General features: G+C 45.2%; 18 protein-coding genes, 1 tRNA gene and 1 other annotated feature. Of the genes, 16 read left to right on the top strand and 3 right to left on the bottom strand.

Annotation, left to right across the window (positions count from 1 at the left end):
• Positions 1 to 95: 95 nt before the first annotated feature.
• Positions 96 to 1,442 (bottom strand): HD domain-containing protein, encoded by a 1,347-nt coding sequence (locus ACSYSH_RS03100; protein ID WP_252773614.1) that lies wholly within the window; start codon positions 1,440 to 1,442, stop codon positions 96 to 98.
• A gap of 81 nt (positions 1,443 to 1,523) precedes the next feature.
• Here ACSYSH_RS03100 and ACSYSH_RS03095 point away from each other — a divergent pair, with 81 nt between their 5' ends.
• The 3 genes from ACSYSH_RS03095 to ACSYSH_RS03085 all read left to right on the top strand — a co-directional run bounded on the left by ACSYSH_RS03095 (position 1,524) and on the right by ACSYSH_RS03085 (position 2,707).
• Positions 1,524 to 1,964 carry a YwiB family protein gene (locus tag ACSYSH_RS03095; RefSeq protein WP_491702400.1) on the top strand — a complete coding sequence of 147 codons (441 nt, stop codon included), beginning with the start codon at positions 1,524 to 1,526 and terminating at the stop codon, positions 1,962 to 1,964.
• A gap of 25 nt (positions 1,965 to 1,989) precedes the next feature.
• Complete coding sequence (gene rpoE / locus ACSYSH_RS03090; protein ID WP_489815919.1) at positions 1,990 to 2,550, top strand: DNA-directed RNA polymerase subunit delta; 561 nt, start codon at positions 1,990 to 1,992, stop codon at positions 2,548 to 2,550.
• Positions 2,551 to 2,633: 83 nt separating this feature from the next.
• Positions 2,634 to 2,707 (top strand) — tRNA-Lys (locus tag ACSYSH_RS03085).
• Positions 2,708 to 2,855: 148 nt separating this feature from the next.
• On the opposite strand, the gene nadE is transcribed toward ACSYSH_RS03085, so the two are convergent.
• The gene (nadE, locus tag ACSYSH_RS03080) at positions 2,856 to 3,677 is read right to left on the bottom strand and encodes an NAD(+) synthase (protein WP_489815918.1); all 822 of its coding nucleotides are present in this window, start codon (positions 3,675 to 3,677) and stop codon (positions 2,856 to 2,858) included.
• Complete coding sequence (locus ACSYSH_RS03075) at positions 3,674 to 5,116, bottom strand: nicotinate phosphoribosyltransferase (RefSeq protein ID WP_491702401.1); 1,443 nt, start codon at positions 5,114 to 5,116, stop codon at positions 3,674 to 3,676. The genes nadE and ACSYSH_RS03075 overlap by 4 nt, the downstream gene beginning before the upstream one ends.
• Before the next feature lie 270 nt (positions 5,117 to 5,386).
• Here ACSYSH_RS03075 and nrdD point away from each other — a divergent pair, with 270 nt between their 5' ends.
• The 13 genes from nrdD to obgE all read left to right on the top strand — a co-directional run bounded on the left by nrdD (position 5,387) and on the right by obgE (position 22,388).
• On the top strand, positions 5,387 to 7,597 hold the full coding sequence (gene nrdD, locus ACSYSH_RS03070) for an anaerobic ribonucleoside-triphosphate reductase (RefSeq protein ID WP_491702402.1): 2,211 nt from the start codon (positions 5,387 to 5,389) through the stop codon (positions 7,595 to 7,597).
• Entirely contained in the window at positions 7,533 to 8,114 is a 582-nt protein-coding gene (gene nrdG / locus ACSYSH_RS03065) for an anaerobic ribonucleoside-triphosphate reductase activating protein (protein ID WP_489815915.1), read from the top strand. The genes nrdD and nrdG overlap by 65 nt, the downstream gene beginning before the upstream one ends.
• 231 nt (positions 8,115 to 8,345) lie before the next feature.
• Positions 8,346 to 9,134: a Fe-S cluster assembly ATPase SufC gene (gene sufC / locus ACSYSH_RS03060; RefSeq protein ID WP_489815914.1), complete on the top strand. Its 789-nt coding sequence runs from the start codon at positions 8,346 to 8,348 to the stop codon at positions 9,132 to 9,134.
• Between the two features lies 1 nt (position 9,135).
• Positions 9,136 to 10,326 (top strand): Fe-S cluster assembly protein SufD, encoded by a 1,191-nt coding sequence (gene sufD / locus ACSYSH_RS03055; RefSeq protein WP_491702403.1) that lies wholly within the window; start codon positions 9,136 to 9,138, stop codon positions 10,324 to 10,326.
• Positions 10,307 to 11,521 (top strand): cysteine desulfurase, encoded by a 1,215-nt coding sequence (locus tag ACSYSH_RS03050; RefSeq protein ID WP_491702404.1) that lies wholly within the window; start codon positions 10,307 to 10,309, stop codon positions 11,519 to 11,521. Before sufD ends, ACSYSH_RS03050 begins: the two co-directional genes overlap by 20 nt.
• Entirely contained in the window at positions 11,518 to 12,021 is a 504-nt protein-coding gene (gene sufU / locus ACSYSH_RS03045) for a Fe-S cluster assembly sulfur transfer protein SufU (RefSeq protein ID WP_489815911.1), read from the top strand. The genes ACSYSH_RS03050 and sufU overlap by 4 nt, the downstream gene beginning before the upstream one ends.
• 2 nt (positions 12,022 to 12,023) lie before the next feature.
• Complete coding sequence (gene sufB, locus ACSYSH_RS03040) at positions 12,024 to 13,454, top strand: Fe-S cluster assembly protein SufB (RefSeq protein ID WP_491702405.1); 1,431 nt, start codon at positions 12,024 to 12,026, stop codon at positions 13,452 to 13,454.
• A 3-nt stretch (positions 13,455 to 13,457) separates the two neighbouring features.
• Positions 13,458 to 13,766 carry a metal-sulfur cluster assembly factor gene (locus ACSYSH_RS03035; RefSeq protein WP_489815909.1) on the top strand — a complete coding sequence of 103 codons (309 nt, stop codon included), beginning with the start codon at positions 13,458 to 13,460 and terminating at the stop codon, positions 13,764 to 13,766.
• 400 nt (positions 13,767 to 14,166) lie between these two features.
• Positions 14,167 to 15,183, top strand: a complete 1,017-nt coding sequence (locus ACSYSH_RS03030; protein WP_491702406.1) for a HoxN/HupN/NixA family nickel/cobalt transporter — start codon at positions 14,167 to 14,169, stop codon at positions 15,181 to 15,183.
• An 84-nt stretch (positions 15,184 to 15,267) separates the two neighbouring features.
• Positions 15,268 to 15,489 (top strand) — a binding site (T-box leader).
• 50 nt (positions 15,490 to 15,539) lie between these two features.
• Positions 15,540 to 16,919 (top strand): amino acid permease, encoded by a 1,380-nt coding sequence (locus tag ACSYSH_RS03025; protein WP_491702407.1) that lies wholly within the window; start codon positions 15,540 to 15,542, stop codon positions 16,917 to 16,919.
• A 358-nt stretch (positions 16,920 to 17,277) separates the two neighbouring features.
• Complete coding sequence (gene pyrG / locus ACSYSH_RS03020; protein ID WP_491702408.1) at positions 17,278 to 18,897, top strand: CTP synthase; 1,620 nt, start codon at positions 17,278 to 17,280, stop codon at positions 18,895 to 18,897.
• 106 nt (positions 18,898 to 19,003) lie between these two features.
• Positions 19,004 to 20,797, top strand: a complete 1,794-nt coding sequence (uvrC, locus tag ACSYSH_RS03015) for an excinuclease ABC subunit UvrC (RefSeq protein WP_489815905.1) — start codon at positions 19,004 to 19,006, stop codon at positions 20,795 to 20,797.
• A gap of 274 nt (positions 20,798 to 21,071) precedes the next feature.
• A complete protein-coding gene (obgE, locus tag ACSYSH_RS03010) occupies positions 21,072 to 22,388 on the top strand; it encodes a GTPase ObgE (RefSeq protein WP_491702409.1) in 1,317 nt (438 codons plus the stop codon).
• The last annotated feature ends 123 nt before the right edge of the window (positions 22,389 to 22,511 follow it).

Genomic DNA, 22,511 nt, shown 5'->3' with positions numbered 1-22,511 from the left:
GATTTTTGATTTCCAGCAGACCATTCATAGATAAAATGGGTTTGATTGTGTGGAAAATCTGTGGTAGACAGCGATTTTTTCACCGTCATTGCTTTTTAATGTTCACCAGGGATGAATGTATCATTTTTAATTAGTGAGCGAAAATTTTGGTGAACCTGGGAGAAGAGGTCGTCTGGGCCATTGTTGAGCATTTCCTTTGGGAAAAAGAAGCGTTGGTCCAAGGAAGCACGCCCCTTAATGGAGGCAACAAGGGCCGAGAGTTGTGATAACTCACGGTGGCTACCGTCGCTTAAGACAAGCTCGATTTGGGTCCGTGGCTTCTTCTCGCTTGGCTTATAATCATCGTAAGGAAGGTCATAGGCGTCATTTTGAGCGGTGTAGTAGTCTGGGTCGAAGCCGGCATCCTTAACGATTTGCTCGAGTTCAGCTAGATAGGGTGCCGACTGGTCGTTAATTTGGATGGACTTGAACGGCCGACGGTTTAAGAATCGAGATGAGAGGTCTGCTAAGATTTGGTCAGGATAGTCCTGCCAACCATTGATGGCCGTCATAAAGAGGTTGTCATCAAGGCGTAGGTACTCATCAATGGTTAAATCATGGTCGGGCTGAAAGACAGGCGCCAGCAAAGGACCAACCAAATCGCCAGTATTGTGTCCCTGTGAAAGAAGCTCTTTGACACGCCCTAAGAGATGTTCTAGGATAACTTCCATCCCCCGTGAAACCGGGTGGAAGTAGACTTGCAGATACATCTGGTAGCGGGAGACGATGTAGTCTTCGACAGCATGCATACCAGCAATATCGTAGACAATGCCGGTTTTGCAAGGCTTCATCGTGCGCATTATCCGGTCGATATCGAACTCACCGTAAGTTGCACCGGTGTAATAGGCGTCGCGGAGAAGGTAGTCCATTCGATCTACGTCTAATTGGCTGGAAATTAGTTGGACGATCTGTGGGTTTTCATAGGTTTTGGCAATCACTGAGGCGACTTTGTTGGGGAAATCAGGACTGTATGACTGCAAAATCCGATTAATCTCGGTGTCGCCAGTAATAATGTCCTGGGTCATCTGTTCATGGTTGGTGTGGAAAAGGTGCTCAAAAGTGTGTGAAAAGGCACCGTGGCCAACGTCATGTAAGAGAGCGGCGACGACCGTCAGCATCTGTTCCTCTGGGTTCCAAAGGCCGTCACCGGGTGTTTTGCTGCGATAGTATTCGTTAAAGTAATCGGTAATCCGTCGAGCTAGTTCGTAGGCACCGACTGAATGGCCGAAACGGTCATGGACGGCCCCGTGGAAAACAAAGGCAGTGACGCCAAGTTGTTCAACCCTGCGGAGTCGCTGAAACTCAGGCGTATTAATCAGGTCTAAGACTAATTGGTCTTGGATGTGAATGAATTTGTGAATTGGATCGCGGAGAACTTTTTCGTGTGCTAATTTTTCCGACATATTTGACCTTTCCCTTCGTACTTTTTCTTATTATAATAGACTTTAGCTGTTTGTGAAAATATTAGGAGCAATTTTAGCCAAATGAGCCAAAAAGAAGTACAAGTAAAAATTAGTCACCAGGTCTTTCAAGATGCAGGTGACGAGCGGTATGAAATTGAAACAACCGGTGTATTAACCATCAAGGGTGATAGTGTATACCTGGCCTACACCGAAAAGATTGACGATCAAGGTGAGACCAATGTCGTCTTTAAGTTTAGCGAAAATCAAATCAGCCTCAGCCGCCACAACGTGACGAAGACCCGGATGGTCTTCCAACCTGGTTTGGTTGAACACCAACCCTATCAAACAGTGGCAGGCATGATGCTGCTTTCAACCAATACCAGCCAGCTTGACTTTACCTTTGATGAAGTTCAGCTAGCCGGGTCTTTAGATTTAGCCTATGCCTTGTCTGCCAATGATCAAGTGGTTGGTCAATACCAGGTTGCCTTGCAATTTGGGCCAAAATCCAGTATACTCAACTAGTTAGAAGCGCGAAAGGACGAGAGCCATGTCAAATTTAGAAAACGGTCAACTCAAGGAAGAGATGTCCTTGGTGGAAATCGCTACGGCCATTTTAGCAGAAGAAAAGAAGGCCATGGCCTTTACTGATTTAGTAACGGCCATCCAAAACTTTTTGGAAATCGATACGGATGCGTTCCAAAGTCGATTGTCACAATTTTATACGGACTTGAACACTGACGGTTCGTTTATTTCCTTGGGAAATAACGAATGGGCTCTGCGTTCATGGTATCCAGTCGATGCAATCGATGAATCAATTCACGAAATTGATGATGAAGAAGAAAAGCCAAAGAAGAAGAAGGCCTCTAAGAAGGTTAACGTCTTTGCTGATTCTGCATCAGCCGATGACGACGTGATTGACTATAACGATGATGATCCAGAAGACGATGACTTTGATGACCTTGAAGGTCACAATGCTAAGACTGGTGATGGCAATGATGCCGAAGATGACGACGATGCTGAAAAGGACGAAGCCATCGAAGATAACCTGACGGAATTAGCCGGTTCAGATGACTTGGATGACTTATCTGATGGGGATGAAGAGCAATAAAAAAAGTAAAAATATTTTTTAAAAGGTATTGCTTTTTTACTCTTGCTTCGGTAATATATATAAATGTGCTAAGGCACAGGATTGCTTCCGTAACTCAGTTGGTTAGAGTAGGGGATTTTTAATCCCAAGGTCCTCGGTTCGAATCCGAGCGGGAGCACTGAGTTAATCAGGCGACCTTGGGAGATTCCAAAGAAAAGCAAAACTTGAAAAAGTTTTGCTTTTTTTTTGCCGAAAAAAAACAGTATAAAAGGACTTCAGAATTTACCATGTGGTAGAATCTGGAGTCCTTTTTTTGCTGTTAATGATTAATAAAACCAAGTGTCATAAATCGTAATTGGTTCATGTCGCTTTTGCTGGCTATTTAAGTAGAGTGATTCAATTTTTTCGGCATCACTAGTTGCAACCTGCTTGCCTTCCAAATAGTCGTCTATGGCCTTGTAAGCAACCCCTAGGGCAACTTCGTCTGGTAGCTGTGGCCGGTCGTCTTCTAAATCAGCTGTTGGTGTCTTTTCATACAAATGAGTCGGAGCTGAAAGAGCTTCAAGCAAGGACCGTCCTTGGCGCTTATTTAACCGCCAGAGGGGGTTGATATCCGTGCCACCATCACCGTACTTGGTGAAAAAGCCGGCAATGGCTTCGGCCGCATGATCGGTACCAATCACAACTGCCTGGTGTTCTCTGGCAACCGCATACTGAGCAATCATACGCATCTTGGGCTTAATTGAACCCCGGCTTAAGTCATCAACGACTAAACCAGCCGCGCGTAAAGATGTCACCATGGCATCGGTCGCTGATTTGATATTGGTTGTAATCGTCTGATCAGGATTGATGAAGGCAAGCGCTGCTTTTGCGTCGTCTTCATCTTGCTGCTGCCCGTAAGGCTGGCGGATGGCGATGAATTGATAATCTTCTTTTGTTTCTTCTCTTAGCTCGTCAATGGCCATTTGGCCTAATTTACCAGCCAATGTTGAATCCTGCCCACCAGAAACGGCCATGACCAATCCTTGATAGACACTATGGGTCAAATACTGCTTTAAGAAGTCAACCGACCGTCTTATTTCGGCCTGCGGATCGATCACGGGTTGTACGTGTAGTTCGGCGATAATTTTGGCTTGAAGAGGTCTCATGCTTTCATCTCCTTGATTTGTTGACGGATGGTTTGAATTAAGTCGTTTTTGGCATCGTAGAGGTCCTGTGCCAAATCAACTGGGTAGGTTTCCGGATTTAAGATGCGTTTGTACTCATCCCACAGATTATCCAGTGAGTTTTTGGCGTAGGCCTTAATTTCTTTGATAGTAGGCAGGTCGTAGACTAATTTTCCATTGACGAAAATGTCATGGAGAATAGGCGTTGCCTGAAAATCAGTGACCTCTTTGGAAAGAAGGGGATGGTTCGGATCAAACATGTGGAGTGTCTCGACTTGATTTGGATCCTGGCCAAAGAAGGTCAAATAATCACCTTCTGACTTGCCATCCTTCTTATCAGTAATCCGCCAAATTTGTTTTTTACCGGGCGTGGAAATTTTTTCGACGTTATTGGACAACTTAATGGTGTTTTGCCCATCGATGTTGACCATTTTGTAAACGGCACCAAGGGCTGGTTGGTCGTAGGCGGTAATCAGTTTCGTACCGATGCCCCAAACATCAATCTTGGCCCCCTGACTTTTCAAATTCAAGATGGTATTTTCGTCCAGGTCATTGGAGGCGTAAATTTTGGCATTGGGGAAGCCAGCTTCATCGAGCATTGTCCGAACCTTCTTTGATAGGTAGGCCATATCACCTGAATCAATCCGGACTCCTTGGAAGTTGATTTTGTCGCCAAATTCCTTGGCCACCTTGATGGCATTTGGCACGCCTGATTTTAAGGTGTCAAAGGTATCAACCAAGAAAACAACATCATGGTGGGTCTTCGCATAGGCAAGAAAACCTGCATAGTCACTTTGGTAGGCCTGAATCAAAGCGTGAGCATGCGTCCCTGAGATTGGAATCTGGAAAAGTTTGCCCGCCCTGACGTTTGAACTGGCATCAAAACCGCCAATATAAGCAGCTCGAGTTCCCCAGAGAGCAGCATCAAGTTCCTGGGCCCGTCTGGTTCCAAATTCAAGCAAGGGCTGACCATCGGTAACTGAAGCGATTCGGGCTGCTTTAGTTGAAATCAGTGTCTGGAAGTTGATGATGTTCAATAAGAGAGTTTCTAACAATTGGGCGTCCACTAACGGTCCATCGACTTGGATTAATGGTTCGTGGTTAAACATGACCTCGCCCTCGATAGCCGAGCGGATGGTCGCCGTTAACCGCCAATCCTTTAAATAGTGCAAAAAGCCCTCTTCATAGAGGTTTAAAGACCGTAAGTAATCAATATCAGCATCAGTAAAGTGAAGGTTTGTTAGCGCCTTAACGAGTCGTTCCAACCCAGTGAAAACAACGTAGCCGTTGTCAAAGGGCATCTTGCGGAAATAGGCTTCAAAGACCACTGGCTTTTGATCGATTTTGTCTTTCCAATAGGTGTAAATCATATTGATTTGGTATGCATCAGTATGCAATACCAGTGAATCGTCTGTGTACATAGTTCCGTCCTTTTTTCTCCTATTATACGCAGAATTGGTTCATTGTTAAAAAAGTTTTGTGAAGAATTTCAATAACAAATAGTTATTTTTTTGTTGCTAATTTTTTCTGATTGTAAACAAAAAGTAATTATCATTCTAAACTCCTTGTGCCCTAAGACTAAGAGCACTTGAAGGGACTTTTTTCACAAGCGAACATCTGTTCTAAAAAACGAAATCGTTGTAGTATTTGAGTTACCCCAAAAAACAAAAAACAGGAGGGAGTAATTTAGAATGGTACAGACAATCGAAAAGAATCAATTGAAACAACTAACCGTGATCAAGCAAAGTGGTGAAGCAATGGCCTTTTATGCTTATAAGATTGATTTTATCTTGGATCACCTGAATTTATCGATCGAAACTGCTCAAGCCATTATGGCAGAATTGACCAAAACTTTGGCCAAGACCAAGAAAGTCACAACTGCAGAAATTCGAACGCTTTTGAATGCTTGTTTAGAAAAGTATGGTGAAGAAGAGGCCGTTAACCAGTATCAAACATATTGGGAAAAAGACAAACAAAAGTTCGCTGATGCTTCCAATGTTCAAAAGCGAATTGAAAAATTATTCGATCAGGATGCATCCGTTGTTCATGAAAATGCGAATAAGGATAGTCGGGTCTTCAATACCCAGCGTGATTTGGAAGCTGGTGCCGCTAGTCGCGCATTAGGAATGCAAATGCTACCAAAGATGGTTGCCAAGGGTCACATGCGTGGTGACATTCACTGGCATGATTTGGACTATTCGCCCGTGACCCCTGCTACTAATTGTTGCTTGATTGATTTTGACAACCTTTTGAACAACGGGTACAAAATTGGTAATGCCTGGGTTGACTCACCCAATTCCATTCAAACGGCAACGGCACAGATGTCACAAATCATTGCCAATGTTGCTTCCTCCCAATATGGTGGTTGCTCGGCTAACCGAATTGACCAATTGTTGGCCCCCTTTGCCAAGAAAAATTATGACAAGCACTTAGTCGATGCGAAAAATTGGGTCACGGAAGAAAAGCAAGCGGCGTATGCCAAGAAAAAGACCGAAAAAGACATTTATGATGCCATGCAGGCTTTGGAGTATGAAATCAATACTTTGTATTCTTCCCAAGGACAAACGCCCTTTACAACGATTAATTTTGGCTTAGGAACAAACTGGATTGAACGAGCAATTCAAACGGCCATCCTGCAAATTCGAATCAAGGGGCTTGGTAAGGAACGACGCACAGCAATCTTCCCTAAGCTGACTTTTACGGTTAAGCGCGGTTTGAACCTTAATCCCAATGATCCCAATTATGATATCAAGCAATTGGCACTCGAATGTTCAACGAAGCGGATGTATCCTGACTTGCTGATGTACGACAAGATTATCGACATTACTGGCTCCTTTAAGACGCCCATGGGTTGTCGGTCCTTCTTACAGGGTTGGGAAGATGAAACCGGTCAGGAAGTTAATTCCGGCCGCATGAACCTGGGTGTTGTCACGGTTAACCTTCCTCGGATTTCACTTTTTGCGAAGCAAAATCGGGAACTTTTTTGGCAAATCTTTGATGAAAAGATTGCCTTGACCCATCAGGCCTTGGCTTATCGAATTGAACGAACGAAGGAAGCCGTGCCAGAAAATGCACCACTCTTGTACATGTATGGTGCTTTTGGCAAGCGCTTGAAGAAGACTGATAGCGTTGATGAAGTCTTTAAGAATGGTCGGGCTACGGTTTCGTTGGGTTATATCGGCCTGTATGAGACGGTTGCTGCCTTTTATGGTTCTAACTGGGAAGGAAATCAAGAGGCGCACGACTTTGCCGAGGAAATTGTTAAGCGAATGCATGACTACTGCGTTGAATGGGAAAAGGAGAGTGGTTACCATTATAGTCTCTATTCCACGCCAGCCGAATCGCTGACGGATACTTTCTGTGAGGCTGATATTGAAAAGTTTGGCAGGATTGAAGACATCACGGAAAAGGAATACTACACGAATAGTTTCCACTATGATGTCCGTAAGCACCCAACGCCTTTTGACAAAATCAGCTTTGAAGAAGCCTTTCCTAAGTACGCTGCTGGCGGCTTTATTCACTACTGCGAGTACCCAAATTTGCGTCAAAATCCCCAAGCTTTAGAAGCTGTTTGGGATTGGGCTTATGACCATGTTGGCTATTTAGGAACTAATACGTCAATTGATAAGTGTTTCAAGTGTGGTTTTTCGGGTGACTTTCAGGCTACTGCCAAAGGATTTGCCTGTCCACAATGCGGTAACCATGATCCGCAGCTGTGTGATGTGGTCAAGCGGACCTGTGGTTACCTTGGTAACCCACAACAACGTCCAATGGTTCATGGCCGTCACGTTGAAATTGCAGCCCGAGCAAAGCATTTAACACAGGAGATGATTACAGATGTCGCAAGCTACCAGAAAACCAAACAATCCGATGCCCAAAGAATGGACCGCAGCAGAGCTTAGTCAAGGATTTATTGCGGACTACAAAGCCTTTAACTTTGTTGACGGTGAGGGTGTGCGGTGTTCCTTATATGTTTCTGGCTGCAAGTTTATGTGTCCGGGCTGTTATAACGTGGTTGCACAAAACTTCCATTATGGTCAGCCCTATTCAATGGCACTCGAAGACCAAATTATTGAAGATTTATCCAAGGATTATGTTCAAGGTTTGACACTATTGGGTGGGGAACCTTTCTTGAACACTCAAGTCTGCAGCCAATTGGCCAAGCGGATTCGCCAGGAATTTGGTCATACAAAGGATATCTGGTCTTGGACCGGTTATACCTGGGATGAGTTAATGAAAGAAACCGATGACAAGCTAGAATTATTGTCTTTAATTGATATCTTAGTGGATGGTCGGTTCTTAGAAGAAGAAAAGGACCTCACTCTTCAATTCCGTGGTAGTGCTAACCAGCGCATTATCGATGTGCCAAAATCACTTGCTTCGGATGAAGTGGTTATCTGGGATAAATTAGTGCACTGATTTTTTTGGTCAGCGGATTGAGCAGATTAGCTGATCGTAATCTTTGAAAATGAGTGGCTCAACAGTTTCTAACTTTTGGGAGCAAAATAGTGATCTTTAGGGGACTGCAACACCCTGCTGGTGGGGAACAGTGACATGGTGTTGTGGTTCTTGTCATCTCGTCTTAGATTTTGTTCCAAGTAAGTTGATGATAATTAGAAAATAATGATATTTATGGGGATGCGATGACCAATGCAGACGCTAAAAATTGAAGACCTTCACGTTCAAATCGATGGCAAAGAAATTTTAAAGGGTGTTAACCTCACGGTTAATACGGGCGAAATTCACGCCATTATGGGACCCAACGGTACCGGAAAATCAACCTTGTCGCAAACCATTATGGGCCATCCGGCTTATCAAATTACCCAGGGGACCATCGAACTTGATGGCCAAGACTTAAGTGAAATGAGCGTCGATGAGCGCGCTCGAGCGGGCTTGTTTTTGGCGATGCAATATCCGGCTGAAATTCAGGGCATTACGAATTTTGAGTTTATGCGCTCGGCCGTGAATGCCAGGCGTGCCGATAACGACCAAGTGGATGTGATGACTTTCATGAAGGAACTGGAAGAAAAGCGAAATTTTTTGTCGATGAACGCTGAGATGGCCAGTCGCTATTTGAATGAAGGCTTTTCTGGTGGAGAAAAAAAGCGGAATGAAATTCTGCAAATGTTGATGATTAAACCAGCGATTGCGATTTTGGATGAAATTGATTCTGGTTTAGATATTGATGCCCTAAAAGTCGTTTCAAAGGGTGTCAATAGCATGCGCTCGACTGATTTTGCCACCTTGATGATCACGCATTACCAACGCTTGCTTGACTACATCGTGCCAGATTATGTGCACGTGATGATGGACGGTAAAGTCGTGAAGACAGGTGGCCCTGATTTGGCCAAGCGCTTGGAGGGTGAAGGTTATGCGGCCCTGCGCGATGAATTAGGCCTTGAAATTACGCTGACAGACGAAGATGTACCGGTGGTGTGAGATGGAAGAGGACAAAAGACAAGCGATTACTGAATTGCCCCTACCAGACTTTCCCAAAGTCCGGTTTCAACACTGGGGTTTGACGGATTTAGTTCCTGGTCAAGGGCAGGTAAATCAGCCCCTGCTGGCCAAATCCGGTGATGTCGGCATCGAGCTCGCGGGTCTGAGCCAAAGCTATTATGATTTGCCAAGTGATTTGGTTCAGGCTGGTGTTTTACTGCTACCACTAAAGCAGGCACAGCAAGACTATCCGAACTTAGTTGAACAAGTTTTTGACCGGATGGCTGAAACAAAGGACCGCTTGACGGCAGAAAATCAGCAAAGCGCCAACACAGGTCTCTTTGTTTACTTGCCGGCCGGGGTGACTGTTAGTACGAACTTGAACCTTTTTTTGGCTCATTTGGGTGCAGACGGTGACTTGGTTGGCCGAGTAGTGATTTATGCTGATCGAAATAGTCAAGCACGAATCGTCAGTCAATTAGAGACGGTTACTGCAGGCATCAGCAATGTTTCCTTAGTGGTTGAGGTTTTGGCCGCTGCCGGTGCCAAACTGACGCTGGTTAACTTCGACCACTTCGACCAGGAGACGACTGGCTTTATTAATCGACAGGCTGTTGTTTTGCATCAGGCGGAGGTCAACTGGGTCAACGCGGCCTTTAATGACGGCAATGTGATTAGCCAATTGACGACCAAACTGGTTGAAGAAGGTGCTCAATCAGAAACCGGGGTCGCCGCGTTTACTTCAGGTAAGCAGGTCCAAGGTTTTAATACGGAAATCCAAAATATCGGTCGGCACACGGTTGGTCATATTTTCCAACGTGGGGTAATTTTGAATCGTTCAAGCCTAATTTTTAATGGAATGGGCCGGATTATTAGGGGAGCCAAGGGGTCCGATGCCCAACAAGAATCACGCGTTTTGATGCTATCAAAGCGTGCCCGTGGTGAGGCCAACCCGTTGCTTTTGATTGACGAAAGTGATGTCACTGCTGGGCATGCGGCCTCTGTTGGTCAGGTCGATGACCAGCAATTGTACTATTTGATGAGTCGCGGTTTGCCGCTAGAAGTTGCTAGACGGTTAGTAGTTCGCGGCTTTGTAGGTGAAATTCTCGCTAAAATTCAGGACCAAAAGGTCGAAAATCAGGTTGTTGCGGCAATTGAAAGAAAGTTAAACAATGAAAACGGTACGAGATGACTTTACAATTTTAAATCGGCAGGTCAACGGTCACCCGTTAACTTACCTTGATGGGGCGGCGACGAGTCAAAAACCAATCCAGGTCTTAGACCAGATGCGGGCCTATTATGTGAAAGAAAATGCGAATGTTCATCGTGGCGTTTATACGCTCTCGCAAGAGGCGACAACTAACTATGAGGGTGCGCGGGCCAAGGTTGCGGCCATGATTGGTGCGACTTCTGCCAAAAACATTGTCTTTACCAGGTCGACGACCGAAAGTCTGAATTGGCTGGCCCAGGGCTATGGACGAAACCGGCTGAAGGTCGGGGATGAAATCTTGTTAACTCAGCTCGAACACCACTCGAACATTGTTCCTTGGCAGGTACTGGCAAAGGCGACCGGGGCTAAGTTACGCTATGTTTCCCTGACAGCCGACGGGGAAATTGACCTGGTTGATTTTAAGAACAAACTCAGTCAGAAAACGAAAATTGTTTCCTTTGCCCACGTTTCCAATGTGCTGGGTAGCCTGGCACCCGTTAAGCCAATGGTAGCGCTGGCTCATGAGGTTGGCGCGACGGTCATTGTTGATGGCGCTCAGGCCGTTGGCCATTTTCCAATTGATGTTTCAGATTTGGATGTTGATTTTTATGCCTTTTCTGGTCACAAAATGCTGGGTCCCACAGGAATCGGGGTGCTGTACGGGAAAGCTGATTGCTTAAAGGCCATGACACCGGTGCAATACGGTGGGGAAATGATTGAACGGGTAACGTTAACAGAAGCAACCTTTCAGGAAGTTCCCTGGCGCTTTGAAGCTGGGACGCAAAACATTGCCGGCGCCATTGGCCTCGGGGCAGCTGTCGATTACTTGACCGAGGTTGGCTTAGAGACAATCGCCAACCGAGAGGAAGAGTTGATGGCAGCTGCTCTGTTAGCCCTGAAAAAAATTCCCGACGTGACCATTTATGGGCCAAAGACTGCTAAAAAACACCATGGTGTTTTGTCCTTTAACCTAGCAGGCATTCATCCGCATGACGTTGCCACTGTTTTGGATATGGCTGGCGTAGAGGTCCGGGCGGGCCACCATTGCGCTCAGCCATTAATGGATTATTTGGGCATTCAATCGGCCGTCCGGGCCACCTTTGCCTTTTACAACAACCAAGAAGACCTTGATCGCTTCGTTTTGGCTTTGCGTCAGGCCCGGGAGTACTTTGCATGAATCAAGCAGACTTAGGAACTTTATACCGGCAGGTCATTTTAGACCATGCCAAAAATCCGCACCATTTCCAGACGCTACCAGCCTCTGTAGGCCAACAGGTTGAGAAATTCAACCCCAGCTGTGGGGATGTTTTACAAGTACGAATGATTGTTTTGGAAAATCAGATTCGCGATATGTCCTTTGATGGAGCGGGTTGTGCCATTTCGATAGCCGCTGCTTCGATACTGACTGAGCAGTTGATTGGGGAAAGTTTGCCGGTGGCCCGGAGAAAATTAGCGGCATTTTCTGAATTATTAGTGGCTGATCGGGACCCAGTCCAAGGTAGTCTGTTTATTGGTGATGGCCAATCCGTTGAGGCTGAAGGTGGCAAAGTCCAGGAAGTTGATCTTGGTGAATTATCAGCTTTGGCCGGCGTTCGTCAGTTTCCAACCCGACTCAAGTGCGCCACTCTCGCCAGCCATGCGGTGACTGATTTAATAGCCAAAATCGAGGGAGAGTAAGAATGGAAATCAATCGACAAGAAGACCTGCAGCGAACGCGGTCAGCAATTGGAGCCGATGAGGAGTATGCTCATGGTTTTCATGATGACTACCAGGCAGTCTATTCGACCGGGCAGGGGCTTAATGAAGACGTTATTCGTAAAATTTCAGCTAAGAAACAAGAACCAGCTTGGATGCTTGATTTTCGTCTTCAGTCTTACCAGGCTTATTTGAAAATGCCGATGCAGGATTGGGGCCCAGACCTGTCCGAGTTAGATTTTGATGAAATTTATTACTATAACAAGCCAACCAATGGTAAATACCGGGATTGGGATGCAGTCCCCCAAGAATTAAAAGACACATTTGAACGGTTGGGCGTTCCGGAAGCCGAGCGAAAGTGGCTGGCCGGCTCGTCTGCCCAATATGAGTCTGAGGTGGTTTACCACCGGATGAAAGAGGAGTTCGAGAAGACGGGGATTGTTTTCACGGACACCGACACGGCTGTGCAGGAATATCCCGAACTAGTTCGAGAATACTTGGGTTCATTGGTGAAACCTACCAATAATAAATTAGCCGCTTTAAACTCGGCCGTCTGGTCCGGGGGAACCTTTATTTATGTACCAAAGGGGGTTCATGTCACGACACCCATCCAGTCTTATTTCCGGATTAACACGGAAAAGGAAGGCCAGTTTGAACGCACCTTGATTATTGTCGATGAGGGCGCCCATGTTGATTATGTTGAGGGGTGCTCTGCACCAACTTACTCGCAAGATTCCCTACATGCGGCCGTGGTTGAAGTTATCGTGAAAAAGGACGGCTATTGCCGCTATACGACTATTCAAAACTGGTCGAACAACGTTTATTCACTGGAAACAAAACGATCAGCGGCCGAGGAAAACGCCACAATGGAATGGGTCGATGGTAACTTTGGTTCAAAGACAACGATGAAATATCCATCGGTTTATTTGAATGGTCAGGGAGCCAGGGGAACCATGCTTTCGATTGCTGTTGCCGGTGCAGGGGTTAACTTAGATTCTGGTGCCAAGATGATTCATAATGCTCCCAATACGTCCTCTTCGATTGTGTCCAAGTCGATTGCTCATGATGGTGGCTCAACTGATTACCGGGGAACAGTCAAGTTTAATCGGAATGCGGCCGGTTCTTTTGCTCACGTTGAATGTGACACCATCTTGGTTGACGACCAATCGTCAGCAGATACCATTCCATACAACACTGTCTTGAACGGAAATGTCTCGATGGAACATGAGGCAAAAGTTTCCAAGGTTTCCGAAGACCAACTTTATTACCTGATGAGTCGAGGGATTTCGGCTGAAAAGGCAACCGAAATGATTGTAATGGGCTTTGTGGAACCATTTACGAAAGAATTGCCGATGGAATACGCGGTGGAATTGAACCGTTTGATGAAGTTTGAAATGAGTGGATCGGTAGGTTAAAAAATGGATGCAGGAAAAAAAGAAGAAATCATGTTGGCCTTGAGTCAGGTGATTGACCCGGATTTTCGTGTGGATGTTGTTAATTTGGGTTTTATTAACGAAATTGATTTAAATGACCAGGGCTTGTGTACGGTCAATATGACTTTGACAGTGATTGGGTGTCCGATTATGGGTACTTTAGAAGAAATGGTTGTTCATGCCTTGGACGTCCTTGATGGCGTTGAGCAAGTTAAGATTGAATATCGTTGGGAACCGGCTTGGTCGGTTGAAAGGCTCTCACCATACGCCAAAGCAATGTTGGGCCTAAGTTAGAAAATAACGCTAAAACTTAATATTTTAATTGACAGCGTCTGAGCAAGCCCTTTGTAGCAAGCGTTAGTCCAAAAAAGAGTGGAAAAAAGCGCTACAAGAATGATCAAGATGCTGCCAAAGCAAGTGCAATGGAACGGGAATATTCAAAAACCATGACTATTTTGTAGAAAGGTAGGGGGATGGCTCAATTGCCAGCTGACGGTTGCCAAGAATTAATCATGAATCAACAATAGGTAGATTGCTTGATTATCCAATTGGGCCCTTCAAGCGAAAAATGACCAAGGACTTGCGATTAATCAAATGATGGTCAACATGGCGCTGATTTTTACGAGTTTGGCTTAGTACCATGGATTTTATGACTGAAGTAGATTTTAGAAAATAGAAAAGAGGAACAGTATTTATGACAGATAGTCACAGTTGGAAGTTCGATATTAGCCGATATGGGGCCTTTATTCTTTGCATCTTGGCCCTGGGGACCATGTTTTTGAGTACTGGGATGGACAAGTATCCTCAGTTACTCGGGATGGCCGGCATTTCGTTTACCTTTGGCCTACGCCACGCTTTTGATGTTGATCATATTGCTGCCATCGACAACATGACCCGGAAAATGTTAAATGACCACAAGAATACGAGAGGGGTTGGGTTTTCCTTTTCCTTCGGGCATTCTTTGGTCGTAGTGTTGTTAACTTTATTGACGGTACTTTTTGTTGAGTGGGCTGATCATTCTTTGCCAATTTTGGAGTCCGTTGGTGGCATGTTTGGGACTATGATTGCCGCTGTGATGTTGTTAATGCTGGCTTGCTTTAATACCTTTATCCTGCGTGGTATTTGGAAAAATTTTAGGCAAATGAAGAAGGCGGCTTTGGACCCCGATAACGAGCAATTAGCCGCTGAGTCAAAGGTTTACAGCTTGTTTATGAAGATGTTGAACTTAGTTAACCATAACTGGCAAGTGGCCATTGTTGGTTTCTTATTTGGTTTGGGTTTTGATACGGCCACGCAGGTGGCCGTTCTGGCCACCTCGGCGACGGCAACGACTGCCGGTGTTCCCTGGTACGCCATCTTATCCGTGCCCCTGTTCTTTACCGCAGGAATGTGCTTGATGGATACTTTGGACGGCTTCTTCATGTCAACAACCTACAATTGGATTATTTCCACTTCTTACCGTAAGGTCTATTTTAATCTGATTTTGACTAGTATCTCGATTATTGCTGCCGGCTTTATCGGCATTGTTGACTTGATTCAATCGATGGCAGCTATGTTCCACTGGGAAAACTTCTTGACCAAGTGGGCGGGAGCCCTTGATTTCAACGAATTGGGTATTATTTTAGTGGTTATTTTCGTTGTTGCCTGGGCGATTGCTTTGCTGATTTGGAAGTTGATGAACCTGTCGAAATATGAGCAAGCTGGATCGTAATCTTTGGAAAAAACAGGATGACAATGGCTACCGCCGGATTGTCTTTGATAAAAGTACTTGCAATTTTTTTCAGATACGCTTACAATTATCACATTCATGAGGACGAGTAATCGGTACAAGTCTGCTAGAGACGTCACGGTTGGTGAAAGTGATGGGCGAAGCCGGTGAAAACTCCCTCAGTAGTGGCCTTTGAGTAATGCGTGAAATGAAGCCCGGTTGTCAGCCGTTATCTTGGCAAAAGAGTGTTGTCTAGGTCTTTTTACTTAGGCAAAACACGGGTGGTACCACGCAACAAGCGTCCCTAGAGATTTCTAGGGGCGCTTTTTTGTTTGGCCAACCGCGTGAAGGAGAAACAGATGGAAAATGGAAAAGAATTAAAGCGGTCATTGTCGTCGTTCCAGATGGAAATGATTGCCCTTGGTGGAACGATTGGTGTTGGACTCTTCTTGGGGTCATCATCGACCATCAAATGGACGGGGACGTCCGTCCTGCTGGCTTACCTATTGGCCGGTTTGGTCTTATATATTGTGATGCGGGCATTGGGTGAAATGCTCTACGTGAAACCAATTGTTGGATCATTTGCCAACTATGCAACGAAGTATATTCATCCGGTTGCTGGTTATCTAACCGTATGGGCGAATGTCTTTCAGTGGTTGACGGTTGGAATTTCGGAAACAATCGCCGTTGGCGATTACATGCATTACTGGTGGCCGGGTGTGCCAACCTGGGTAACGGGTGTGATTGTCTTAATCCTGTTGACGTTAACGAACTTGGTGACGGTGAAGGCCTATGGTCGATTGGAAGCCTGGTTCTCAATTATTAAGGTTTTGACGATTGTCTTTATGATTATCTTGGGTCTGTTGATGATTGTCTTTGGCTTTGGTAACCATGGCCATGCAATTGGCTTTTCAAACCTTTGGTCACACGGACCATTCTTTGCCCATGGCTTCAAGGGCTTCATGTTTGCCTTGTCAATTGTGGTCACTTCTTACCAAGCCATCGAGATCATTGGTATTACGGCCGGTGAAGCGGCCCATCCACAAGAAGCAATCGTCAAGTCGATTAAGTCGATTGTTGCGCGAATCTTGATTTTCTACGTTGGGGCAATCTTTGTGATTGTGACGATTTATCCTTGGGACAAATTAGATACGGTTGGTTCACCATTCGTTGAAACTTTTGCCAAGGTCGGTATCACGGCTGCTGCTGGAATCATCAATTTTGTTATGTTGACGGCGGCTGCATCGGCTTTGAATTCCGGTCTATTTTCATCATCACGAATGCTGTACACATTGGCACAGCAAAAGGAATTGCCACCAGTCTTCTTGAAGTTGTCAAAGAACCGCGTGCCAGACGTTTCCGTTTTGGCCATGTCTGTTGGAATTCTGCTGGGAATTGTTCTAAATGCCGTCTTACCAATTTTCTGGAAGGGGTCTGAGAACATTTTTGTCTTGGTCTACTCGGCTTCAACCTTGCCTGGCATGGTGCCATGGTTTGTCATCTTGATTTCGCAAATTAAGTTCCGGAGGGAAAATCCAGACCTGATGAAGGGGCATCCGTTCATGTTGGCCTTGTCACCATGGTCGAACTACTTTGCAATTTTCTTCCTATTAATTACTTTGGTTTTCATGGTGATTAACCCAACGACTCGGGTACCACTGGCCATTGGCTTTGCTTTCTTGTTCTTCATGGGGCTCTTGTACTTCTGGACGCACCGTAACCAGCAAGAAGTTAAGTAAAAGTTGGCTTTTCTGACAGGGACTTTTTGTTTGCTGAAAACCTCAAGATTGATAGTGTTATACCAAACACCGATTGCTTGCCTGTCAGCCTTTCTTTCAAAACACTTTAGCCCTGGTGTTGTTGTGAATGGTTGGGTATCTTCTGCCTTGAAAACTGCAATGCTTTGGTCTAGATAATTATTTTATCTAGTGTTGACATTCAAGGGGGCAGTCTGTAATATATATTAGGGCTCACATTTAATGTGAAAATCTTTTATGGCTCCCAAGCTACCGCTTGGGAGCCTTTCTATTTTATTTAATGAATTTTGGCTAAAACCATAGCAAAATTCAGTGTGTCAGGCAAAACATAGGAGGCATTATGGCAAAGAAGCAAACCAAGTATATTTTCGTTACCGGTGGGGTCGTTTCGTCCCTTGGAAAAGGGATTGTAGCAGCTTCTTTGGGTCGTTTGTTGAAAAACCGCGGCTTGAAGATGGCAATTCAGAAGTTGGATCCTTACATCAACGTTGACCCAGGTACCATGTCTCCATACCAACACGGGGAAACGTATGTTACGGGAGATGGCCTTGAAACTGACTTGGATATGGGTCACTATGAGCGGTTCATGGACATCAACACCAACATATACTCAAACGTGACGACTGGTCGAATTTATTCAGAAGTTTTGGCCAAGGAACGTAAGGGTGATTACCATGGTGCAACTGTCCAGGTCATCCCACATATCACGAACGCTATCAAGGAGAAGATTGTTAAGGCTGGTGAATCAACTGATGCTGATGTGGTCATCGTTGAAGTTGGTGGAACGGTAGGCGATATCGAATCATTGCCATTTATTGAAGCCTTGCGTCAGATGAAGTCAGACTTTGGTAACGAAAACGTCTTCTACCTGCACACATCATTGATTGTTTACTTACAAGCTGCTGGTGAAGCAAAGACAAAGCCAACGCAACATTCTGTGACGACACTGCGTTCATTGGGTATTCAGCCTGATATGTTGGTTCTGCGGACGCAAAACCCATTGACGGATGAAATGAAGGAAAAGTTGGCAACCTTTACGGATGTTAACCCACAAGCGGTGATTGAATCACGCGATGTGGATACTTTGTATGAAATTCCTTTGAACTTACAAGAACAAGGAATGGACCAAGTGGTTGTCGACAAGTTGAAGCTGGACGTTCCTGAAGCCGACATGACGGAATGGAAGGCCATGGTTAATGCCATCGAGAATCCAAAGAAGACCATCCATGTTGCCGTAGTTGGTAAGTATACTGACTTGCAGGATGCTTATATTTCAGTGAACGAGGCTTTGAAGCACGGTGGTTATTCACAAGACACTGATGTTCAAATTGCCCATATTAATTCTGAAACGGTGACAAAAGAAAACGTTGCTTCCTTGTTGAAGGATGTCGATGGTATCATGGTTCCCGGTGGCTTTGGTCCTCGCGGAACAGAAGGTAAGATTCAAGCAATTCGCTATGCCCGTGAAAACAACATTCCATTTTTGGGTGTTTGCTTGGGAATGCAATTGGCCTCTGTTGAATTTGCCCGTGATGTCTTGGGTTATGCAGATGCCAACTCAATCGAGTTGAATCCTGAAACAACCCACCCTGTCATTGCCTTGATGGATGACCAAAACCAGGTTACCGATTTGGGTGGTACACAACGTCTTGGCTTCTATCCAACTTGCTTATTGGAAGATACCAAGACTGCTGCTGCTTATGGTAACAAGTCCGAGGTTGATGAGCGTCACCGTCACCGCTATGAATTTAACATTAAGTACCGGGACGAATTTGAAAAGGCTGGTATGGTCTTCTCAGCAACATCACCTGATAACAAGTTGATGGAAGTTATCGAATATCCAAAGAACGATTTCTTTATTGCTGCCCAATACCATCCAGAATTTATTTCACGGCCAAACAAACCAGAAGGTTTGTACAACAGCTTTATCACTGCGGCTGTGGCCTATAAAGAAAAGTAAGCACCAAGCTAATTTCTTAATGAATGCTTTGTTTTGAAAATAAAAAGGTCGCCAAATTGTTTGGCGGCCTTTTCGTACATAGAAGTCACGGGGGTATAATAAAGTTATGTTAGCCAATATCTCAAAACACCTTGAACAAAAACTGCTCCTCTTACCAGCCGAACCAGGTTCTTATCAAATGAAGGACCGCTTAGGCAAGATTATTTATGTTGGTAAAGCCAAAAACTTGAAGAACCGTGTGCGGTCATATTTTAAGCAGGACCATACTGGTAAGACGGCCGAATTGGTTGCCAACATTGTTGATTTCGACTTTATTGTGACCAATTCCGATAAAGAAGCCTTCTTGTTGGAAAACGAGTTAATCAAGAAGTATAAGCCTTATTACAACATCCGTCTCAAGTATGGAACAGGCTATCCATACATCAAGATTACCCGCGAAACTGATCCACGAATGGCTTTGGTTTCAGAAGTTAAGAAGGATGGGGCCTTTTATTTTGGTCCCTATCCTAACGTTTATGCCGCCCAGGAAACGCTCCATTTCTTGGAGAAAAATTATCCACTAAGACGGTGCAAGGGCCGCCAAGGGCGCCCTTGCCTTTACTATTCGATGGGCCAGTGTCTTGGTGCTTGTTTTCGGGATGTCCCTAAGGCAGAGTATACAGCTCAGGTTGATCGGATTAAGCGCTTTTTGTCAGGCGATACTAAGGTCGTTAAGCGTCAAATTGAAAAACAAATGGGCCAAGCAGCTGAAAATTTGGAGTTTGAGCGCGCAGCTGATTTACGCGACCAACTGAAGTACATCGACGAAACGGTTGAAAGTCAGCGGATTTTGTCGAATGATTCAACGCCACGTGATATCTTCAATTTTTACCTGAACAAGGGCTGGATTACAGTTTCCGTGATGTTTGTTCGGCAGGCTCGCTTAATCCGCCAAAGTAAGCAAACCTTTGCCGTTGTTGGTGACGGAATCGATGAATTTACGACTTTTATTCAGCAATTTTACCTACAGAAAAATATTCAAAAGCCAAAGGAAATTTTGGTACCACAGGGTGTTGACCACGACCTTTTAGCTGCTGCCTTGGATGTTCCGGTACGAACGCCCGTCCGCGGTGAAAAGAAGGATTTGTTAGACTTGGCAGAAAAGAACGCGAAGATTGCCTTAGATGAAAAGTTCCGCCTGATGGAACTCAATGAGCAGAAGACTTCGGGGGCAATGAAGGAAATCACCGATGTTCTTGGAATTTCGATGGGCCATCGAATTGAGGCTTTTGATCATTCTCATACCCAAGGGGAAGAAATTGTGTCGGCAATGGTGGTTTTTGAAGATGGGCGGCCAAACAAGGATATGTATCGGAAGTACAAGATTAAGTCGACCGACCATGCTGATGAGTGGTTGGAAACGCAGGAAGTCATTCGTCGACGTTATTCTCGCCTATTGAAGGAGGGAGCTGAAATGCCGGACTTAATTTTAATGGATGGAGGGATTATCCAGCTCCATGCGGCCAAGGAAGTTTTGGAAGATGAGTTGGGCCTGGATTTACCAATTGCAGCTATGGTTAAAAATGATAAACACAAGACTGCTGATTTGATTAATGGTCAGACTGAGGAGGTCGTGCGTTTAGATCACCAGTCCCAGGGTTTCTTCTTGGTTCAACGAATCCAAGATGAGGTCCACCGTTTTGCCATTACTTTCCATCGTCAGTCGCGGTCGAAAAAGTCATTGTCCTCGCGTTTGGATGCGATTACGGGTGTTGGCCCTAAAACCAGGCAGAAGCTGTTGACGAATTTTGGCTCCATTACCAAGATTGAAGCGGCAAGCATCGAAGAGTTGGAAGCCTTGGGATTGTCGTCTAAGGTTGCTCAGCTGGTCCATTGGTCACTTTCCGAGCAAAAGTCTTAGGAAAAATCAGTTTGATTGGCCAGTGAAATGAGCGTGTTTTGAAATCATGTTGGCGGATCATTGGCGCTTTACCTTTAATTTGCAGTATATTGGTAATGTTGATGCATTTGGCGCTCACCGTCAAAATTTTACTACGGCGAAAAAATTGGGTCGTTTTTGTCCTGATTTATCGTCTTAGAGACAGAAGTGTAGGCAAAGAGAACTTTCTGTGATACACTTAACTCTCTAGATTCATTGGATTAAAAAAGGAGTAGCGCATTGCGCGCGAATACAGATGGCGTTTGTTGATCAAGCACAAGTTGAGCTAAAAGCAGGTAAGGGTGGCGATGGAATTGTTTCCTTCCGTCATGAAAAGTTTGTGGCCATGGGTGGTCCCTTTGGTGGGGACGGTGGTCATGGTGGATCCATCATCTTAAAAGTGGATGAGGGGCTGCGAACTTTGATGGATTTCCGTTATAATCGTCACTTTAAGGCCCAGTCTGGTGGCAATGGTGGGACCAAAGGGATGACCGGTGCGTCTGCTGACGACCGGGTTATTAAAGTTCCCCAAGGGACTATTGTGACCGATGTTGATACCGGTGAGGTATTAGGTGACTTAGTGCGCCCTGATCAGACACTATTGGTTGCTCGTGGTGGTCGTGGTGGTCGCGGAAACATCCGCTTTGCCACACCAGCTAACCCAGCTCCTGAATTATCAGAAAATGGGGAACCGGGTCAAACGCGACAAATTAAGTTAGAGCTGCGGGTTTTGGCTGATGTTGGTTTGGTTGGCTTCCCGTCCGCTGGGAAGTCAACATTGTTGTCCGTGGTTTCAAATGCGAAGCCAAAAATTGCAGCTTACCACTTTACCACCATTGATCCCAATATTGGGATGGTCCGCTTAGGTGATCACCGTGACTTTGTAATGGCTGATTTGCCAGGATTGATTGAGGGGGCTTCGCAGGGTGTTGGCTTAGGTTTCCAATTCCTACGCCACGTTGAACGTACGCGTGTGATTTTACACCTGGTTGATATGTCTGGCATTGAAGGACAGGATCCTTATATACAATATAAGAAGATTTTGACTGAATTAAAGGAATATGATCCAACAATTTTGGACCGACCACAAATCGTTGTTGCCACTAAGATGGATATGCCTGACTCCAAGGATTTGTTTACGAAGTTCCAAGAACAGGTTCAAGCAGATTCTGGTTTGGCCAAGACGCCTGAAATTGTGTCAATTTCAGCTGTCACTCACGATGGTGTTGACACACTTTTGCGTAAGACAGCGGACTTGTTGGATCAGGCACCAGTCGCAACGGCTTACCAGCAGGAAGAAGAGACAACGGAAGAGAAGATTTACCAGTACAAGAAGCAGGTTCCTGTCATTTCCGTTGACTGGGATGATGAGCTGTCTTGCTGGTTGATTTCTGGACCGGAAGTCGAAAAGCTTGCCGCAATGACGAACATGCAGCGTGAAGCAACGATTATGCGTTTTGCGCGTCAACTTCGCCATATGGGTGTGGATGATAAGCTGCGTGAAGCTGGCGCCGAAGATGGCGACGATGTTCGAATTAATAATACAAACTTTGTCTTTGAATATTCTGAATAGGCCAAACAATCTTGGCTACCATTCAGTCGAAAAAGCCCACCTACAAAAATCGTAAGGCGGGCTTTTGTTATAATAGAAGTCAATGCTAACAATTGGCCGCTTGCCGTCAAAAGGTAGTCGTCA

It is taken from the genome of Fructobacillus sp. ESL1117 (genome assembly GCF_058508565.1).
Note: the sequence above shows the minus strand (reverse complement) of the source record. Positions and strands in the feature narration are given on the sequence as shown.

What these genes read in the sequence shown, in the direction of transcription:
- sufU (WP_489815911.1), top strand. Translation starts at nt 11,518, where the DNA reads ATGAATCAAGCAGACTTAGGAACTTTATACCGGCAGGTCATTTTAGAC.
- ACSYSH_RS03050 (WP_491702404.1), top strand. Translation starts at nt 10,307, where the DNA reads ATGAAAACGGTACGAGATGACTTTACAATTTTAAATCGGCAGGTCAAC.
- uvrC (WP_489815905.1), top strand. Translation starts at nt 19,004, where the DNA reads ATGTTAGCCAATATCTCAAAACACCTTGAACAAAAACTGCTCCTCTTA.
- ACSYSH_RS03030 (WP_491702406.1), top strand. Translation starts at nt 14,167, where the DNA reads ATGACAGATAGTCACAGTTGGAAGTTCGATATTAGCCGATATGGGGCC.
- ACSYSH_RS03075 (WP_491702401.1), bottom strand. Translation starts at nt 5,116, where the DNA reads ATGTACACAGACGATTCACTGGTATTGCATACTGATGCATACCAAATC.
- nrdG (WP_489815915.1), top strand. Translation starts at nt 7,533, where the DNA reads ATGTCGCAAGCTACCAGAAAACCAAACAATCCGATGCCCAAAGAATGG.
- pyrG (WP_491702408.1), top strand. Translation starts at nt 17,278, where the DNA reads ATGGCAAAGAAGCAAACCAAGTATATTTTCGTTACCGGTGGGGTCGTT.
- sufB (WP_491702405.1), top strand. Translation starts at nt 12,024, where the DNA reads ATGGAAATCAATCGACAAGAAGACCTGCAGCGAACGCGGTCAGCAATT.
- sufC (WP_489815914.1), top strand. Translation starts at nt 8,346, where the DNA reads ATGCAGACGCTAAAAATTGAAGACCTTCACGTTCAAATCGATGGCAAA.
- ACSYSH_RS03035 (WP_489815909.1), top strand. Translation starts at nt 13,458, where the DNA reads ATGGATGCAGGAAAAAAAGAAGAAATCATGTTGGCCTTGAGTCAGGTG.
- nrdD (WP_491702402.1), top strand. Translation starts at nt 5,387, where the DNA reads ATGGTACAGACAATCGAAAAGAATCAATTGAAACAACTAACCGTGATC.
- nadE (WP_489815918.1), bottom strand. Translation starts at nt 3,677, where the DNA reads ATGAGACCTCTTCAAGCCAAAATTATCGCCGAACTACACGTACAACCC.
- rpoE (WP_489815919.1), top strand. Translation starts at nt 1,990, where the DNA reads ATGTCAAATTTAGAAAACGGTCAACTCAAGGAAGAGATGTCCTTGGTG.
- ACSYSH_RS03095 (WP_491702400.1), top strand. Translation starts at nt 1,524, where the DNA reads ATGAGCCAAAAAGAAGTACAAGTAAAAATTAGTCACCAGGTCTTTCAA.
- ACSYSH_RS03025 (WP_491702407.1), top strand. Translation starts at nt 15,540, where the DNA reads ATGGAAAATGGAAAAGAATTAAAGCGGTCATTGTCGTCGTTCCAGATG.
- obgE (WP_491702409.1), top strand. Translation starts at nt 21,072, where the DNA reads ATGGCGTTTGTTGATCAAGCACAAGTTGAGCTAAAAGCAGGTAAGGGT.
- sufD (WP_491702403.1), top strand. Translation starts at nt 9,136, where the DNA reads ATGGAAGAGGACAAAAGACAAGCGATTACTGAATTGCCCCTACCAGAC.
- ACSYSH_RS03100 (WP_252773614.1), bottom strand. Translation starts at nt 1,442, where the DNA reads ATGTCGGAAAAATTAGCACACGAAAAAGTTCTCCGCGATCCAATTCAC.